The organism is Kribbella sp. NPDC056951 (assembly GCF_042674205.1).
GTDB classification, from domain to species: domain Bacteria; phylum Actinomycetota; class Actinomycetes; order Propionibacteriales; family Kribbellaceae; genus Kribbella; species Kribbella yunnanensis.
Genome location: NZ_JBHUQZ010000002.1, coordinates 873,938 through 891,907, shown reverse-complemented (window position 1 = coordinate 891,907; position 17,970 = coordinate 873,938). Strand labels below are relative to the sequence as shown.

Sequence of the window (17,970 nt, the reverse complement as noted above, 5' to 3'; positions counted from 1 at the left end):
AAGCCGTCCACAACCGACTCTGCTCGCCTTCCGGCAGTCAGTCCAGACCCGAAGGGGGCAGGAGGAGTTGGGGGAGGGTTTCGGCCCACCAGGTCTGGACCTGGTCGGGGGACCAGGCTCGCTCGATGGTGAGGGTGTTGTAGACGTCGATCGTGCAGAGCGCGGCGTAGATGTCGAGGGCTTGGGGGACGTCTACGCGCAGGGTGCCGGGGGGCCAGGAGGTGAAGACCTGATGGCGGGCCTCGTCGGCGCGGCGGCGTCCGTCGGCGTAGGTGTTCGCCAGGTCGGGCTCGGTGCGGCCTGCGTCGCGAACCAGCTGGATCACGTCGCCGGCGCGCTCGTAGAGGCGGCGGTCGTAGGCGGCCATGGCGGCGAGTTGGTCGCGGGGTCCGGCGACGGCGAGTTCTTCGACGAGTCGCGGCAGGTCGGCGGCCAGGTCGGCCGCGTCGGCCAGGGCGAGAGCGAGGCCGGTCTTGTTGCGATAGGTCGCGTAGATGGTCGGTACGGAGACGCCGGCCTCCCGCGCGACGTCGCGCACCGTGGTGGCTGCCCATCCGTGAGCGACGAACAGCTCGCGCGCCGTACGGGCGATCTCGGCTCGGGTCTCCTGTGCCTGCGCCGCCCGCCGCAGCGATTCGTATCGCCGCCGCTCGCCGCCGGAGCCGCTGTCCTCGCTCACTCAGGTCCTCTCTGTTCGGTATTCACTTTACACCTGTCATAATCAATACGTGACTACTCAATTCAATCGTATCGGTGGCTCGGGCGCGATCGGCTTCGCCACCATGATCGTCCTGGGCAACCTGATCACAGTCCCGGCCGGGCATCCGTCACCCGGAGCCGACCCCGCCGAGGCGAGCAGGTTCGTGGCCGATCACGGCGGGCTCGTGCAATGGTCCTCGGCGCTGACGCCGATCGCCTGGTTCGGCATCGTGCTCTTCGCGGCCGGCGCCTTCGTGGTGCTCTGGCCGTTGGAACGCCGGCGCGGCGAGGCCTGGTCGGTGGTCGGCGTCGCGGGACTCCTCCTCCAGACGGCGGTGTTCGTCGGGGTGATCGGCGCCAGGCTCGCGGTGGTGCAGCAACCCGGCGAGGCGAGCGCACTGTGGCCGTTGCAGGATGCGCTGCTCACCATCAACGGCACCTTTCTCGCGGTCGCGCTGATCGGGCTGTCCATCGCCGGCTTCCGCTGCGGACTCATTCGGCGTTGGCACCAACTGCTCGGATTCGCCGCGGCCACGCCGACCTTCGCTTCCGCCGTACTGACGCCGCTCGTGATCGACCGGGGTGGAGTCTTCGGCTTGATCGGGCTGACCGGCTGGCTGCTCTGGGTCGCCTGGCTACTGGCCTACGGCACCGCGCTCATCAAGCACCGACCGCAGCTCGGGTCGTGACTCGGTTCTGCGCTGGTGGTCTTCGGCGTCGTATGGTTCGCGTCATGGCACGCTCACGTCCGTTCGCGCAGGTCGATGTGTTCTCGCCGGCCCCCTACCTCGGCAATCCCGTCGCGGTGATCCTTGACGCGGATGACTTGGATACCGACGCGATGCAGCGGGTCGCCCGGTGGACGAATCTGTCCGAGACGACGTTCGTGCTGACGCCCGCCGCCGCGGATGCCGACTACCGGTTGCGGATCTTCACTCCCGGTGGCGAGCTCCCGTTCGCCGGTCACCCCACGCTAGGGTCCGCCCATGCCTGGCTCGAAGCGGGTGGGCGGCCGCGCAGTGAGCAGCGACTCGTGCAGGAATGCGAGGCCGGGTTGGTCGACGTACGACGTACTGACGGCATCTTGGCGTTTGCTGCTCCGCCTACGCGCCGTACTGGTGAGCTCGAGGAGGAGTACGTCGAGCAGGTCATGGCCGCGTTCGGTATCGAGCGTGACCAGGTGCTGTCCCATCAGTGGGTGGACAACGGGCCCGGCTGGGGTGTCGTCCGGCTGGCGACCGCGCGGGAGGTGCTCGAACTGGAACCGGACCTGTCGCGGATCCCGACTGCGATGGTCGGCGTGATCGGCGCCTATCCGGACGGGTCGGAGCACGCTTTCGAGATGCGCACGTTCGCGCCGGGCATTGGAGTGGCGGAGGATCCGGTCTGCGGCAGCATGAACGCCTCGGTCGGCCAGTGGCCCATCCGCACCGGCGCAGTGCCGGGCAGCTACCGCGTCTCGCAAGGCCAGCGGCTGGGCAGGGCCGGTGACATCAGGATCACCGCGGAGACCGATGGCAGCGTCTGGGTCGGTGGAGCGACGAACACCCTGTTCCGCGGCACGGCCCTCGTCTGATGGCGCGGTCGAGCGGTGACGATGGGCGAGAAGTGAAGGTTTGGACGGTGGTCGGGGCGACGGTCTTGCTGTTGGTGGCTGTTTTCGTGACGATGATCAACGCGATGTACGCCGTCCCCAGTGACCGGGAGCCGGGAACGCCTTTGCCGCCGGAGTACGGGACCTGGCACAGCCTCTTCACCGTTGCCGAGCTGCTCCTGCTGGTGGCCGCTGTGCTCTGCTTCGTATTACGAAAGTGGGTACTGGGCATCGCCGCAGGTGTCGCTGTCCCGTTGGCCTGGTACTTCCTTCTGCTCACATCGGTCGGACCCACCTGAGTATTTGTACCGATTCCGGGGGTGGTGGCCTCGGGCAGGCTGCTGGGTATGTCGAAGATCTGGGTGTTCTGTGGGGCTGTGGTCGTCACGGTTGTTGCCATCGTGCTGGTTGCGATCGCCGACGTGCCGCTGCAGGAGATCCTGTCGTTGTTCCTGGCTGCTCTCTGCCTGTTGTGGCTGATTCTGCTGCTGACTGTGCCGTGGAACCTGTACTTCCAGGCGCATGCGTTGATTCACGAGATCCGGACGAGCCGTGACCGCGGCATCGACGTACCGGCGGAGCGGGAGCCGGAGGTACGACGTATTGCCTCGCGCATGCGTTGGTTCGCGGTCGGCTCGCATCTGGTGTCCGCGGCACTCGTTGCCTTGGTCACCTATTTTTCCGGTGGCGCGATCGGTTACTACCTGGCCGGCCTCTACTTGGTCAGCACGTTCTTCCGCCCGACCGGCGCCTACTTCAGCTACCTGCGCGACCGGATGACCGCGATGCTGCAAGACGTCAAGCACCCCCGTGACGACCTGATCGAAACCCTTCGCCGCCTGGAGACCCTGAAGACCGACCTCAAGACCTTGCGGGCGGAATCGAATGATCAGCACGTCCGCCTGTCTCAGCTGGAGCAGGGGCTGGCCGCTGCCGAGGCCAGCGCGGTCGCTCGGGACAGAGCGTTGCACGCCAAGGTGGACGCCCATGCCCGCCAGTTCGAGCACTCGTTGACTCGCCTCACCGACAACCAGGAAGTCATAGCCGGCCTCAAAGCCTTCCTCCGCCTCACCCGCTCAGAACTCAGCTGATCAGTGACCGGTTGCATTTCAACGCGATCGGTGTCGTGAGGTTGCGAACCTCGCGGACCACGAACATCGGTACGGCGGACACCGCCATGCCCGCGGTGCCGACGGCGACCGCCACCGTGGGACCGAACGTGCTGCCGAGGACCCCGCCCAGTGCGGCTCCGAGGGGGAGTACGCCATACGTGAACGTCCGATAGGCGCCGTTGCTCCGGGCAAGCGAAGTGCGGGGGATCAACAGCTGGCGGATGGTCACCGACAACACGTTCGCACCGCCCAGGCCGATACCGGCTCCGAACTGCACGAGCCCGAGCAGAACGCCGTACTCGAGGCCACGCCCGGGCAGGAAGGCCAGCGCTACGGGCACCCCTGTCGACAACGTGATCGAGCCGAGCAATGCGGGACCGTAGCCGAAGCGCCGCGCGGGGCGTAACACGATCATCGCGCCGACGAACGCTCCGACGCCGCCCGCGCTCAGCGCGATGCCGTAACCACCTGCGGACAGGCCACGGTCTTTCACCGCAAGAATCACCAGGTTGACGACCATGATCTGCGCGGCGCCGTTGTACAACGCGACGCCGACCGTCATGGACCGCAGGAAGGGACTCACTGCGATCTGCCGGACGCCTTCCCACAGGCCGGGCCGCTCATCGGTCGACTGCGGTGCAGCCTCCGTGCGTCGCGCAGCAGCGATGCCGACGGCGCTCGCCACGTAGGAGATCGCATCGACCAGCAGTGCAATGGCGGGCCCGAGCATCTGCACCAAGAGGCCCGCGAGGCCCGGGCCTCCGACCTGAGCAGCCGTGGACGAGCCCTGAAGGGCTCGATTCGCGGCCGGCAGCTCTTGCTCGGGGACGAAGTCCGGCAGGTACGCGAACGATGCGATGTCGAACACGACACTCGCGGCGCCGACCACCAGCGCGACTGCGACCAGGATCGCCACCGAGAGGTGATCGAACGCCCAGGCCAAGGGGATCGCCGCTACGGCAGCCGCCCGGAGCAGGTCGGTGGCGACCATCAGTCCGCGCTTCCGCCGCCCTTCGAGCCAGTGGCCGGCGAGCAACGGAAGGACCGCGCTCGGCAGATAGCTCGCAGTCGCGATCGCACTGACGCCTGCGGCGCCGGCGTCGAGGGTGATAGCCGCAGTCAGCGGCAGCGCCACCGCCGTCACGTGGGTACCCACTGCGGACACCGACTGGCCGGCCCAGAACCGCTTGAAATCGCCGTCCATCCTCGTCAACCGCGGTGGAGGAGGAAGGGCGCGAAGCTTTGCGCCACGGGCATCAGCTCGATCACGTTCACATTGACGTGCCGCGGTTGCGAAGTCGCCCAGGCGACGGACTCGGCGATGTCGTCCGCGGTGAGTGGCTGCACACCGTCGTACACGCTGCCGGCCTTCTCCTCGTCGCCGCCGAAGCGGACGACGGAGAACTCCGTTCCGCCGCACAGACCGGGCTCGATCGAGGTGACCCGGACGCCGGTGCCGTGCAGATCGCTGCGCAGGTTGAGGGTGAACTGGTGAACGAAGGCCTTGGTCGCGCCGTAGACGTTGCCGCCCGGGTACGGATAGGTGCCTGCGACGGAGCCAACGTTGACGATGTGTCCGGTTCCTCGTTCGACCATGCCCGGCAGGACAGCGCGCGTGCAGTGGACGAGTCCGGTGCAGTTGGTCGCGATCATCTGCTCCCACTGCGCCGGGTCGGCCGTCTGCGCCGGTGCGAGCCCGAGCGCCAGGCCCGCGTTGTTCACCAGGACGTCGATGGCGGCGAAGTCGGGCGGGAGGCTTGATACCAGGTCGCCGACTGCCCCGGCATCGCGGACGTCCAGGACGACCGGCAGGACCGTTGGGCCGAGCTCGGCGGCGAGGGCGGTGAGCCTCGCACGTCGTCGCGCGGCCGCGACGACGCGGTGGCCGTCCTTGACGAACCGGCGGGTGATGGCGGCACCGAAGCCACTGCTCGCGCCGGTGACGAGGACCGTGCTCATACGTGCTCCAGGAAGGTTTCGAGTACGGCGTTGAACTCCGCCGTACGCTCGAGATTCGGCAGATGGGCGGCGCCTTCGACGACGGTCAACGTCGAATCCGGAAGCGTCGTGTGCATCAGCTCGGCGTCCGCGATCGGGGTGAAGTCGTCCTCGCTCCCGACGATGACCAGGGCCGGAACTGTCGCGCCTTCGAGCGTTGCGAGATAGTCCGGCCGATCGGCGCGCCCGCGCAGCGCCGCGGCCCCGCCGGCCGGCGGCGTCCCGAGCATCATCGTCATGACGTCGTGGCCAAGGTCCGGCGCCGCCAGCAAGTTGCCGGGGGCCACCATCTGGAGCAGGACCTCTTCGGCGTACGGCGGCATCCCTTCGGCCAGGAGGCGGTCGGCCATCTGATGCCGGACGGCACGGCCGGCCCGAGTCTCGGCCCGGGCCGAGGTGGCGGCGAGGATCAGGCCGGTGATGCGCTCGGGGAAGAGCCGATAGCATTCCATCGCGATCTGCCCGCCCATCGACAAGCCGCCCAGAACGAAGGTGCCGATGCCCAGGTGATCGGCCAGACCGATCACGTCACCGGCGAACGTCTCGAACGCCGTGGTCCCGGGCCGCACGGAGGTCTCTCCGTAACCGCGGAGATCCGCGGCGACGACGCGGAAGCCCAGTGCTGCGAAGTGTTCGAGCTGCGGCTGCCACATGGTGCGATCGAACGGATGCCCATGCACCAGAACGAGCACCCGCTGACCACTGCCCATCTCGTCGTACGCGACGGTGATGTCGCCGATCGTTGCTGTCGGCATCGTTCTCCTCAGGGCCGCGGCGGCTGGACGTTCTCACCATATGCACTGAGATTGCTCGGATCAATGATAATATTGCTCTCGGTGCAATGATCGCGGTGCGAGGAGCTGAGATGGCGGAGGACTATCGGGGGATCGCGGACCAGGTCGGGGCTGACATCAGCGCCGGCCGGCTGCGGCCGGGGGAGCGGTTGCCGACCCAGCGCCGGTTCGCCCGCGATCGGCGGATCGCCGTGTCGACCGCCAGTCGCGTGTACGGCGAGCTGGTGCGCCGCGGTCTGGTGGTGGGCGAGGTGGGCCGGGGGACCTTCGTCCGGACCACCGAGCGGGCCACCGAGGTGCTGACGGAACCGGCGCGGGCCGGCGTCGACCTGGAGTTCAACTTTCCGATCCTGCCCGGTCAGGCTGAGCTCCTGGCGCCCAGCCTGGCGGGACTGGTTCGGCCTGATGTGCTGACGGCCGCGTTGCGGCCGGCAACCGTCAGCGGCACCACCGAAGCGCGAGAGACGGCGGCGGAGTTCCTGTCCCGACCGCACTGGAGTCCGCAGCCGGAGGAGATCCTCTTCGCCGGCAACGGGCGCCAGGCGCTCGCGGCAACCGTTGCAGCACTGGTGGGACCGGGGGAGCGGCTCGGTGTCGAGGCTTTGACCTACCCCGTCATGAAAGGCATCGCCGCTCGGCTCGGTGTGACGCTGGTGCCGCTGGCGATGGATGCTCACGGCATCGAACCTGCCGCCCTTCGGACTGCTGGTGTTCGCGCTGTCTACCTGCAGCCGACCCTCCACAACCCACTGGGCATCACGATGCCCGAGGACCGCCGCGTGGACGTCGCGGCCGTGCTCGCGGAGCTGGGCCTGCCCGCGATCGAGGACATGGTCAACGGATTCCTCGAGCCAACGGTGACACCGCTGGCCGCACTGGCGCCGTACCAGACGGTCTTGGTGGACAGCTTGACCAAGCGACTCGCACCAGGCCTCACCACAGGCTTCGTGGTCGCGCCCCGCATGCTGAAGAGTGGTCTGTCCTCCGCACTACGATCCGGAGGCTGGACGGCTCCTGCTTTTGCCGTGGAGGCCGCGACCCGCTGGATCGCCGACGGTTCGGTGGCAAAGATCGTGGCGGCCAAGCTGGACGACGCGCAGGCCCGGCAGCGGATCGCCGCCGACCGGCTCACCGGGTTCACCGTCTCGGCCAACCCGTCCGCCTACCACCTGTGGTGGTCGCTTCCCGCGCCGTGGCGGGCCGAGACCTTCGTCGGCGCCGCCGCCAGACACGGCATCGCCGTCACCCCGGCAGCCGCCTTCACCACCGGCCCCGGCCAGGCCCCGAACGCGATTCGGCTCGCGCTCGCCTCACCCCCGATCGAGATCCTCGAGCAGGCCTTGGAAGCCCTGGCAGAGGTGGCCAGATCCACCCCCGACGACACCGACTACGAGTAACTCAGCACTTCAGGCAGCTCCGGCTCGGTGGGTGTCCAGCAGGTACTGCGCTCTGAACTCTCGAGGGCTCATGTCGTAGCGCTGGCGGAATGCGACGCTCAGGGCGCTGTTGGAGGAGAAGCCGCAGCTGTGGGCGAGTTCGCCGATGACGATGTGGGCGGGGCTGCGGAGGCGTTCGTGCACAAGGGCGAGTCGTTCTTCGCGGATCAGTTCGCGGGGCGTCGTACCTGCTCGCTGCATGGCCAACTGGACTTGGCGTAGCGACCAGCCGAGGGCACGTGCCACTGTGGCGCCGGTCAGGGTCGGGTCGGTGGCGTGCTCTCGGACGTAGCGTCTGACCATGGCTTCGACCTCGGCCAGGCCGCTCTCGGTGTCGGGTCGGTCGTCGCCGACGGCGAGCATGGACAGGAGATCGACCAGCCGGTCGCAGACCGCGTCGAATTCGGCGGCCGACAGGTGCGCCCGCTGAGCGAACAGTTCTCCCAGCATGCCAACGAGGACGCGACCCAGGCCGCGGTTGAGATCGAGCATGCGGGATGCCGACCGGCGTGCCCCGGGGCGGAGGCGGTTGTCCAGCTCCGTCCCGGGAATCGTCAGCAGCGCGATGTCCGCGTGGTCGAGCTTTGCTTCGAACGGCGAGGTGGACGACGCCAGGAACGCCCCACCTGGGCCGACCCGGCACTCCTGATCATCTTGGCTGACCAGCAATTGACCGCGGATCGTCACCATCAGCGTGCGGCTGTCGTGCGGGTCCGCGGACGCCATGGGGGCGGTGCGATGTCCCTGTGCACAGTCGGCCGACACCCGGCCGAGTGTGTAGGCGACCGTGCCCATGCGAAGCAGCCGGCCCCGGAAGGTCCCTGGCGAACAGGTCGGATCCACTCGATAACGGGTGGCCGCGCTGAGGACGCTCATCCAGTATTCGACACGTTCCGGTGGTCTGACGTCGTCCGTCGACCATGAGGCGATCGAGTAGGGCGAGATCGCGGTTGACATAGGGGCCTCACTTCGTTCCGGCGCAAAGAGCCTGGGGCGGTTGGTTCTGACGGCTCGTCGATCGACCGTTCAGTCGAGTGCGTCGATGGCCTTCTTCGCTGCGGCATGCAACGGCACTGGGTCGGTCGTTGCGGCGTTCTTGAGGTCGATCCCCTTGGCTGCGGGATTGACTTGCACGAGGGCTGCTTTGTTCTGGAGGAGCAGGCTGGTGAGTTTCCCGGCCAGCTCGTCGGGCATGTCCTTACGCACCAGCAGCAGGTTCGGCACAACGATCGTCTGGGTGTCGGCCGGCTGCTTGTACGTCGCGGCCGGGATCACGCCCGCGGTGTACACCGTGCCGTGCGCCTTCTGCAGGGCGGGCAGTACGTCGTCGAGCGGGAGGAAGCGCACCTTGGCGCCCATCGACGTGGTGAGGTCGCTGATGCCGCTGGTGGGCAGGCCGCCGGACCAGACCAGCGCGTCGATCTGGCCGCTCTTCATCGCGTCCACCGACTCGGGCAGGCCGAGCCGCTGGGCCGTGACGTCCTTCACCGGGTCGACGCCGGCGGCGGTGAGCAGGCGTCGCGCGATCACCTCGGTGCCGGAGTTCGGCGAACCGGTGGAGATCCGCTTGCCCTTCAGATCGGCGATCTTCGTGATGCCGGACGACGCCCGTACGACGACCTGGGTGGAGTTCGAGTACAGCCGGGTCAGCGCGACGATGTCCTGCGGCGCAGCGAAGCTGTTCTTGCCCGCGACCGCGTCGGCGGCGGTGTCGGCCAGGGAGAAGGCGATGTCGTAAGTCCCGGCGGTCAGTCCCTGGATGTTCTGCACCGAGGCGCCGGTTTCGCTGGCGGTGGCGCGGTAACCCTCGAGGTTGTCCGAGATCAGTGAGGCCAGGGCACCGCCGAGCTGGTAGTACACGCCGGTGGTGTTACCGGTCGCGATGGTGAGGCGGCCACCTCCCGCGCCGTTGCCCGGCTCGGGCTTGCGTTGCCCGCCGCAGGCGGCCATCGAGACCGTCAGCGCGAGGGTGACCACCACAGTGGACAAAGAACGGAATCTCATGTGGGTAAGGGCCCTTCCGTGGTGTTCCGCAGGCGTTGACGCCGTGCGAGGTTGATGACGACAGCGACCCCGAGCAGCGCCAGGCCGACGCCGATCGTGGTGGGTGCGAGATACAGCAACAGCAACGCGGCCGGGAAACAGAGGGCACGCTCCAGCCACCCGGCCCGTACGACGATCCATCCGCCGGTGACCACCGCCAGTGCGGCGACGGCGAGCGCCGAGACCGCGAGTGTCCACGCCGCACCGCCCAGACCCTCGAGGCCCAGCAGGTTGGCCCCGTTCGGCGTCAGCACGAACGCGAAGGGCACCAGGAACGCGGGCAGCGTGTACTTCCAGGCCTGCCACATGGTCGGGATCGCCCGCCCGCCGGTGATCGCCGCCGTCGCCACGGCGGCAAGAGCGGTGGGCGGCGAGACCTCCGACAGTACGGCGTAGTAGAAGATGAACATGTATGCCTCGGCCGGGGCCACGCCGAGCTGGAACAGGGCGGGCGCGATCACCACGGCGGCGATGATGAACGACGCGGTGACGGGAACCGCCAACCCGAGCACCATGACCGCGAACGCCGACAGCGTGACGGTCATGATCAGTACGACGGTGTGGTTCTCGGAGATCGCGGATGCCGCGGACACGATGATCTCGGCGAGGTTCAGACCGAGACCGGTCTGGGTGACGACGGCGACGATGATCCCGGCCACGGCACAGGTCGCCACGACGGGCAGCACCGAGCGGGTGCCCTGTGCGAGCGCCATGCCGAGCCGGCGTGGCGTCAACCGGTGCTCACGGTCCAGGAACGACAGTCCGATCTGCAGCAACGTCGCGTAGACGACGGCCTTGAACGGCGGGATGTCCATCGCCATGAAGCCGATGATGAGGAACAGCGACACGAAGTGGTATCCGAACCGCAGCAGCAGCCGGCGCGCCGACCGGGTCGACGGTTCGGCCGCTTCCGTGCCGTGCCGCCGGGCGTCCATCTCGATCGCCAGCAAGATGCCGAGGTAGTACAGGACGGTCGGGACGGTCGCGTAGCCGAGCACCACGAGATAGCTGACCTGGAGATACTCGGCGATGATGAACGCCGCCGCGCCGAGCGTGGGCGGCGACAGGATCGCCCCGATACCGGCGGCTGCGAGCATGCCGCCCGCCGGTTCGGCCGGGTATCCCGCGCGGCGGAGGATGGGCCAGGCGACTGTGCCCAGCGATACCGCTGTCGCCGTACCGGATCCCGACACCGTGCCCAGCAGGAAGCCCGCCAGTGTGACGGTCCGCCCCGGAGCCGTGCGGCTGCGCTTGAAGGCGGCGAACGACACGTCGATGAAGAACTTCCCGGCACCCGAGGCGTCCAGTACGGCGCCATAGATCGTGAACAGGACGATGTAACTCGCCGCCACCGCCAACGGCGTCCCGTAGAAGCCCGCCGTACCCATGAACAACTGCGCCACGATCGCCGAGAAGTCGAAACCTTGGTGCGCCAAGGACCACGTGTACGGCAGATAGCCGCCGTAGTAGGCGTAGCCGATGAACAGCAGGCTCACCAGCGGCAGAACCCAGCCCGTCGTACGCCGACAGGCCTCCAGGGCCAGCACCAGCAGCAACGCCCCGGCCAGCAGATCGAGTTGCGTGGGAGCCTGTCGCCGCTCCAGGAACGCGTCGAAGTCCAGGAACGGATACAGCGAGACCACGAGTGCAACTGACGCCAGAACCCAGTCCGCCACCGGCGGGTCGTCGCTGCGTCGATCTCCGCGGAACGGATTCAGGAACGCCGGCACACGCCAACCGCGGTAACACAGCAGCGCACCCGGCAACACCGCAGCAAGAAACAGCATCAGGTAGAACTGCGTCCCCGCTGGAATCGGAAAGAATACCTGCACCAGAACGCCGACACTGACCAATGCGCAGAACCCCGAGATAACGCGGTCCAGAACCGGGCTCAGCCCCCGCGCCGGCCTTTCCTGCTCGAAAGCAGCCAATTCCTCCGCGCTCGGGATGGTGATCGTCACGGGGCCTCCTGTTAATGATTCTCCGCACACAATCCTCAGTTCGCAGGTTTCCCACAAGCCCCTGTGTCGCATCCTTACGTCGCCTTAAGAAGAAGCCCTGGACAGGGGTCGGCCCGGACCCCAGAGACGCCTGGGGTCCGGGCCGATGATGCGGAGCTACTCAGCAGATGCTGAAGATGTTGTGTCCCCAGGCCTTCCACGAGACCACACACTTCGTCTTCTGCTTGGGCTTGGTGTTGCGGCTCGGGGAGCGGGTGTCGCCGCCGAGCATCTCGTAGAGCATCCACAGGCCGACGCCTCGTTTGGTCGCCGTTCGATCGGCCTTGAACTCGCCCTTGACCTTGCCGAGTTGTCCCCGCGGGGTGACGCCGCCCTTCTTCCAGATCTCGCCGGCCCGGTAGAGGGTCCAGCTGCCCCGGGCGACGATGTACCACTTGACGTAGTGCCACCCGCCGCCGTCGTGCTGCCCCTTCCCGATGGCCGAGCCGAGCACGGCGCAGGTGTTGGCCGGGGTGCCCCTGATGAACCGGCAGATCGCGTAGCCGGCGCCGGCGACCTTCACCAGCGCGTAGTCCTCTCCGCCGAGGATGGAATTCTTCTTCCTCTTGGCCCGGTCCTTCGCTTGTTGCTGTTTCTTCTTCTTCGCCTTCGCGGCGGCTTTCTTGGCCGCCTTCTTCTTGAGCTTGGCCGCCTTCTGGGCGGCTTTCTTGGCAGCGGCCTTCTTCGCCGCCCGCTTGGCCGCCGCGATCTTCTCCTGCTTTTTCTTCTTCGCGAGGTAGCGCTGGTAGTCGCAGCCGTCGCAGTAGTGCTTGGCCTTCTTGGCCGCCTTCTTGTGCGCCTTCTTCTTTTTCTTGGGGGCCTTGTTGTAGCCGCCGCAGCCGTCGCAGTAGTGGCCGCCGGGCAGGACGCGCCACTCGCCGTCGGGGTCAGCGGCCGTGATCGGGGTGTTGTCGGCGTACGCGTAGCCGTTCAGCTGTTGCGGGTTGCCGAAGTCGGCGATGGGGTCGGTGGAGACGAAGCGTCCGCGGGCGGAGTCGTATTCGCGGGCGCCGAGGTGGGTGAGTCCGGTGGGGTCGTCGACGCCGTCGACGTAGCCGTGTTTGTCGGGCCAGGTCGCGGGTTTGATGCCGCGGGCAACGCCGAACGGGGTGAAGCGGCGCCGCTCCGGGCTGAGGTCGCCGGCGTCGACCGAAAGCGTGTTGGTGCCGTGATGGTCGGCGACGGTGAAGCTGAGACCCGACTCGTTGCGGACGCCGCTGGTGGTGCCGAGGTCGTAGTACCGGGTGGCTGTCACCGTGCCGGTGGGGCTGAGCTGGAGTTCGGAGTTGTCGAGATAGAGGGTGGTGCCGTCGGTGTCGCGGGCGATGAGCCGGTCACCGTCGGCGTCGTACAGGTAGCTGGTGGCCTGGCCGTTCTCGGTGAGGGTGGCCAGATTGCCTTCGACATCCCAGGTGAGCGTCTGGGCCTTCCCAGCGACGTTGCGGGCGGTGGTGTTGCCCACGGCGTCGTAGGTGAAGGTGTCCGACCGGGTGCCGGTGGCGACGCCGGACAGCGCGTGCGGCCGGGATCCTCCGGCGGCTGGGTAGCTGTAGGTGGATGTGGTGGCGGCGCCGGTGGCCGGGTCGTGGTTGGTCTCGCTGAGCCGGTTGCCGGTCTTGTCGTAGGTCCAGCCCTGCCAGTACGGCGCCGCTCCGGCCAATGCGCTAGCGCTGGGCGCTGCGGCACAGTCGGCAGCAGGGGTCCAGGCCTCGGTGAGTCGGCGCAGGTGGTCGTAGCTGAAGCACTGGACATCACTCATGCCGTCTTGGGGTGTGTCGGCGATCTTGGTGATGTTGCCGGACGCGTCGTAGGTGTATTTCACGTCCGCCAGGTGTTCGGGGGCAGTGGAGCGGTCGACCAGGACCCGGTCCAGCTTCCGGGTCGCGTCGTCATAGAACGCGGAGTGGACGAGCTGCTTGCCGGCCGTGGCGGACAGGGTCGACTGGGCGACCTCGTCGTACGGCGTGTAGGTCGCAGCGGTGAGCATCGTGCCGAGACCACTGCTCGCGGTCTGCAACCGGCCGGCCGCGTCGTAGCCGTACCGCAGTGTCTCCGCCGCGAGCGCACCCGCTGCCGGGTAGGACACCAGCGACGGCAGCCCGGTAGCGGTGTAGCCGGTGTTGGTCTTGTACGACCCGGCCAACGCGCCCTCGGACGTGGGAATCGTGACGGTCTTGGTCAGCGGCCGATAGCGGATGTCGTAGGCGTCGACCGACTTGGTGTAGGCGTTGCCGTTCACGAAGCGGGTCGAGGTCGCGAGCATGCCCTTGACGCTTGTGCCCGAGGTGAGGGTGTCGTAGGTCCACTGAGCGCGTTTGGTGCCGGAGGTGGATCCGTCGAACATGCCGGTACGGCGGCCCATCGCGTCGTAGGTGTAGGCGAGCGTGGCGCCGCGCGCGTCGGTGCTGGTGAGCATCTGGCCGGCGTTGTCGTAGGTGAAGCTGCTCGTCCCGGTGTCAGGGTCTTCGCGTTGGGTGACCCGGCCGCGCAGGTCGTAGGTGGTGTCCCACTTGTTGCCCGCCGGGTCGGTCGTGGTGACCATGTCGCCGCGCTTGTTGTAGGTGTAGGTGGTCGCGTCGTAGGAACCGGTCGGCGAGCCGCCGGTGTACTGGCGCAGTTCTACTTCCGCATCGTCCGCATCGGTGATCGACGTGGTGGCCGTCTGGCCGTCCGGCGGGTCGATGCTGATGCGGTCTCCGCCGTACGTGGTAGTGGTGCGCCACTTCTCGAACCCGTGCGAGCGGAAGATCTCCACCGTTTCGCGTTCGGCGCCGTCGTACACGGTCAGGTCCTGGCCGGGCACGGACGCGTCGGTCACTCCGGTGAGCAACGTCGTACTGGCAGCGCCGCTGTTCCAGTACGCGCCGTTGGACTTCACCTCCAGGCCGCGCGAGTCGTAGAACGTGTCGGTCACGACCCGGCCGCCGTCAGCCGCGGGGTCTTGCGTCTGCCGTTCGCGCAACTGCCCGTCGAACAGGTCGTGGCTGGCTTCGTACGTGCCGTCGTCGCGGACCTCCTCGGTGGTGATCACCGACGGCGCGTCCTGGCGGATCAGGTAGGTGTACTTGGTGTTCGGGGTCTTCCCGGCCGCCTTGGACCGGTCCGGCAGCCACACCGCGGTGATCCGGCCGAGCGGGTCCCGTGCCGTGTCGGTACGCCGCCCGTTCAGGTCGACCTCGGCGACCGTCTCACCGAACGCAGGCTCGACGGTCGTCGTGGTCACATGCCCGGCCGGGTTGGTCACTGCGATGGCGGTGACGGCCCCGCCACTCGTCGGGGTATAGACGGCCGACGACTTGCGGTCCAGCTGGTCGTAGGTCTCGATCGGCCGGCCGTAGGAGTCGTAGACCGTGCGCCCCTCCTGGGTGTAGACCGGCGTGCTGCCCGAGTAGGAGGCGAGTTCCTTGGTGAGGGTCGCGTCGCCCTTGGTCGGCGCCGCACCCAGTGTGGTGGATCCGTCGTAGTAGGTCAGGTCGTCCGACACTGCGTCGGCCGGGTACGACGGTGTCGCGGTGCAGGCCACGGACACGGTCTCTTCGCGGGCCTCGAAATCGATCAGCCACGACGCGGTGTTGCGGGCGTACGTGGTGCGGGTACATTCCTCGTCGCCGGTCTTGGCGGTGTCGCCGAGGTCGTTCTCCTCGATTTCGAGTCCGTAGGAGTCGTAGGTGCTGCGGGTCTCGGTGTTGCGCCATCCACCGGACGACAGCGCCTCACGGGACCGTTCGGCGGCCTGGTGGACCATGTAGGCCTTGATCGTGCCGTTGCGGGTGACCTGGGTGGCGGTGGGGGAGGAGATCAATGGGTCGGTGATCTGACCCTCGAGCACGCTGCCGCCCGCCTCGGTGTAGGTGAGGGACTCGCGTTCGAACCCGGCCAGCGCGGGGTGATCGGTGATCGTGCCGCCGAGGGAGTCGGTGACGGTCACCGAGCGGGTGCCGCCGGATGCGAGCTTGTCGCCGTCCATGCCGCGGAGGTACAGGTTCTCTTCCTGGGAGCGGGTCTCGCCGGGGTTGCCGTGGAGCACCCGGACCCGGCCGAAGCCGCGCCACTGTCCCCAGGTGCGGTACTTCTTCGGGGTCAGTTCGTTGTCGTCGTAGTGCCACGCGCCGCCGCCGAGGTACTCGTAGTCGGTGCGCTCGATGCCGGCCACGCCGGACTGGTCGTCCTCGAGCACCGTGACCGGCACGTACTTGTGGAACCAGTCCAGTGTCAACGACGTCGACCCGTCGGCCTGCCAGTACTGCGGGAAACAGCGCTTGGTGTTGTCGCCCGGAGCCGGCACCGCACCCGCCGTGCACTCCGTCGCCGAGTAGTTCACGTGGACGTGCCCACCGGCCTCGTCGTACACGTCGGTCAACCGCCACTTGTACATCGGCGGAATCCCTTCCACGGCGTCCACCCGGTTGGCCAGTTGCACGCCCTGGAACGACACCGAAGGAAGTGACACGGTCCCGCCGACCTTGCCGGTCGCGGTGATCGACGCCAGCCACAACGCGGGCGAGCTTCCGTCACCAGGGTCACGGAACTGGTAGCCCAGCGCCCACGACGTCGCATCCCGGTACGTCGTCCCGGACACCCACAGCTGAGTCGTCACCGTCGTCAGCCGCTTGCGCGTCCAGAACGTCGGCGAATACAACCCCGTGCACTTCGCGCCCGCCGAACAGTTCTGGTCGTACGGCACGTCCGGCCAGTTCGCGGAATTGGCCGACGTGATGTCGCCGGTGGTGCAGGTCGCACCCGCCGCGCAGCGCTCGTCCACGGTGAACGACACCCGCATCGGAGCGGCCGCTGAATACATCGACGTGGACCGCTGGCCGTAGTCGACCCGCTTCAGGTAGCCGCCGCGCACGTACTGGGTGCCGGCGGTCGCGGTCAGGTTCCGGCCGTAGTAGTTCGTCTCGCTGCCGTAGAAGTACGACATGGCGTTGCCATTCGGGTCGACCACGTAGTCCAGGTTCCAGCGCCACGCCTGCGTGCAGTACGACGCCGCGAACGACGCCCCGTGGCACGGCTCAGCCGCGTCGTTGCCGAACACCGGAGCGGTCCAGACCGAACCGGTCTCCTCGTTACCAGCGGCCCATCCCGGCAGCCGGTTCAACCCGAAGTAGTACTGCGTGCCGTCCCGTGACGTCAGCCGCCAATGCTCGCCGTCGTTGTCGCCGTTCACTCCGCCGGTCAACCGCTCCAGCCGCGAACCGTCGTCCTCCCGCAGTTTCCAGGTCCCGGTGGCGTCGTCACGGACCAGTTCGGACGCGGTCCCGCCCAGCACCAGGTAGGCGTTGTCGGTCTCCCAGCACAGGTCCTGCGGCTTCGATGTCGTCGTCACCTCATCCGCGCACGTCGTGTACCGCCGTTCGACGAAGCCTTCATCCATGCCCCAGCCTTCACCGACCCACGAAGACTGGTTGTTCGTCGACGCCACCCGGCCGTCGATGTCACCCGACGAATAGCCCAGATCCAGATCTGGTTCCGGGCCGCCCAATCCCTCCGGGCTGTCCATCGGGTAACCCCACGTGAACGCACCTGACGAGCCGCCCGCGTTCCATGACGCCGATGCCGACAACGCGGTCGGCTTGTAGCTCCCCGCGCTGCCCGACGGCGCCGACGACAACGCGAGCACCGTCGCCTGACTCGACGCGGGGACCTCGGTAGCGATCCGGTTGTTGCCAGAGGCTTTGGACGTCAGCAGTTGCCCGTCGGAGCACCCTGCCTTGTCCGGTGTGGTCAGTGCACACGCCGGCAGCCGCACCAGTCGCAGCCGGCTTGCCCAGTCGCCGCCGTACGTCGAACGGAACGCCGAATAGTCCACCTCGACCTTCACCTGGCCGCTGCTCGCAACCAGGTCGGTGCGACCGACGCTGAACAACATCCCCGAAACGCCCAGCTTGTCGGCAGCCGAACGGTCGTGGACCTGAACGCGCACCCGGTTCAAGGGCGTCAACGCAGTGCCCTGGACTTGCCCCGCGCCGACGCGAACCGGCAACTGGCCGGCCTGCGTCACGGTGCCGTCGAGGGGGAGCGACACCTCCGCCGTACCTGGCGCCGGTCTGGTCACCTGTGGAGGTTGCTGCAGCACGGATGCGGCCTTCGGATCGGCCGGACGCGACCTGGGCACGGAATCGTGCCCACGCACCGACGACTCCTTCTGGGCCGCGGGCCGCCACGCATCCGACGTACCAACATCGGCCTGCGCGGTGGGCACCGCGACCAGGCTGCTGGCAGCGAGTGCGACGGCCGTGACTATTCCGGTGAACGGCACCAGCATGGCGCCACTCCTCTCATGAAACGGTG

The 17,970-nt window shown here is 67.8% G+C and carries 13 protein-coding genes; 5 read left to right on the top strand and 8 right to left on the bottom strand.

Features of this window, described 5'->3' with window-relative positions; translation table 11 throughout:
• Positions 1–37 precede the first annotated feature (37 nt).
• Entirely contained in the window at positions 38–679 is a 642-nt protein-coding gene (locus tag ACFTSF_RS11600; protein ID WP_380153768.1) for a TetR/AcrR family transcriptional regulator, read from the bottom strand.
• A 49-nt stretch (positions 680–728) separates the two neighbouring features.
• Here ACFTSF_RS11600 and ACFTSF_RS11595 point away from each other — a divergent pair, with 49 nt between their 5' ends.
• From ACFTSF_RS11595 to ACFTSF_RS11580, 4 genes are read left to right on the top strand one after another with little or no spacing between them, the layout of a single operon-like run.
• Positions 729–1,388: a hypothetical protein gene (locus ACFTSF_RS11595; RefSeq protein ID WP_380153767.1), complete on the top strand. Its 660-nt coding sequence runs from the start codon at positions 729–731 to the stop codon at positions 1,386–1,388.
• Between the two features lie 44 nt (positions 1,389–1,432).
• Entirely contained in the window at positions 1,433–2,275 is an 843-nt protein-coding gene (locus ACFTSF_RS11590; protein WP_380153766.1) for a PhzF family phenazine biosynthesis protein, read from the top strand.
• 47 nt (positions 2,276–2,322) lie between these two features.
• Complete coding sequence (locus ACFTSF_RS11585) at positions 2,323–2,592, top strand: hypothetical protein (RefSeq protein WP_380153765.1); 270 nt, start codon at positions 2,323–2,325, stop codon at positions 2,590–2,592.
• 48 nt (positions 2,593–2,640) lie between these two features.
• Positions 2,641–3,384, top strand: coding sequence for a hypothetical protein (locus ACFTSF_RS11580; RefSeq protein WP_380153764.1), 744 nt, complete (start codon positions 2,641–2,643; stop codon positions 3,382–3,384).
• Here ACFTSF_RS11580 and ACFTSF_RS11575 read toward each other — a convergent pair.
• Genes ACFTSF_RS11575 through ACFTSF_RS11565 form a run of 3 tightly spaced genes read right to left on the bottom strand, consistent with a single transcriptional unit; the run spans position 3,377 to position 6,158 of the window.
• On the bottom strand, positions 3,377–4,609 hold the full coding sequence (locus ACFTSF_RS11575) for an MFS transporter (RefSeq protein ID WP_380153763.1): 1,233 nt from the start codon (positions 4,607–4,609) through the stop codon (positions 3,377–3,379). The genes ACFTSF_RS11580 and ACFTSF_RS11575 overlap by 8 nt on opposite strands.
• A gap of 5 nt (positions 4,610–4,614) precedes the next feature.
• Positions 4,615–5,364 carry an SDR family NAD(P)-dependent oxidoreductase gene (locus ACFTSF_RS11570; protein ID WP_380153762.1) on the bottom strand — a complete coding sequence of 250 codons (750 nt, stop codon included), beginning with the start codon at positions 5,362–5,364 and terminating at the stop codon, positions 4,615–4,617.
• On the bottom strand, positions 5,361–6,158 hold the full coding sequence (locus ACFTSF_RS11565) for an alpha/beta fold hydrolase (protein WP_380153761.1): 798 nt from the start codon (positions 6,156–6,158) through the stop codon (positions 5,361–5,363). Before ACFTSF_RS11565 ends, ACFTSF_RS11570 begins: the two co-directional genes overlap by 4 nt.
• Before the next feature lie 110 nt (positions 6,159–6,268).
• Here ACFTSF_RS11565 and ACFTSF_RS11560 point away from each other — a divergent pair, with 110 nt between their 5' ends.
• Complete coding sequence (locus tag ACFTSF_RS11560) at positions 6,269–7,594, top strand: PLP-dependent aminotransferase family protein (RefSeq protein WP_380153760.1); 1,326 nt, start codon at positions 6,269–6,271, stop codon at positions 7,592–7,594.
• A gap of 9 nt (positions 7,595–7,603) precedes the next feature.
• Here ACFTSF_RS11560 and ACFTSF_RS11555 read toward each other — a convergent pair whose 3' ends face one another.
• From ACFTSF_RS11555 to ACFTSF_RS11540, 4 genes are all read right to left on the bottom strand, one after another.
• Entirely contained in the window at positions 7,604–8,509 is a 906-nt protein-coding gene (locus tag ACFTSF_RS11555; protein ID WP_380153759.1) for a helix-turn-helix domain-containing protein, read from the bottom strand.
• 150 nt (positions 8,510–8,659) lie between these two features.
• Positions 8,660–9,637 carry a TAXI family TRAP transporter solute-binding subunit gene (locus ACFTSF_RS11550; RefSeq protein ID WP_380153758.1) on the bottom strand — a complete coding sequence of 326 codons (978 nt, stop codon included), beginning with the start codon at positions 9,635–9,637 and terminating at the stop codon, positions 8,660–8,662.
• Positions 9,634–11,637: a TRAP transporter permease gene (locus ACFTSF_RS11545; protein ID WP_380153757.1), complete on the bottom strand. Its 2,004-nt coding sequence runs from the start codon at positions 11,635–11,637 to the stop codon at positions 9,634–9,636. The genes ACFTSF_RS11550 and ACFTSF_RS11545 overlap by 4 nt, the downstream gene beginning before the upstream one ends.
• 160 nt (positions 11,638–11,797) lie before the next feature.
• Positions 11,798–17,944, bottom strand: coding sequence for an RHS repeat-associated core domain-containing protein (locus ACFTSF_RS11540; RefSeq protein ID WP_380153756.1), 6,147 nt, complete (start codon positions 17,942–17,944; stop codon positions 11,798–11,800).
• Positions 17,945–17,970: the final 26 nt, after the last annotated feature.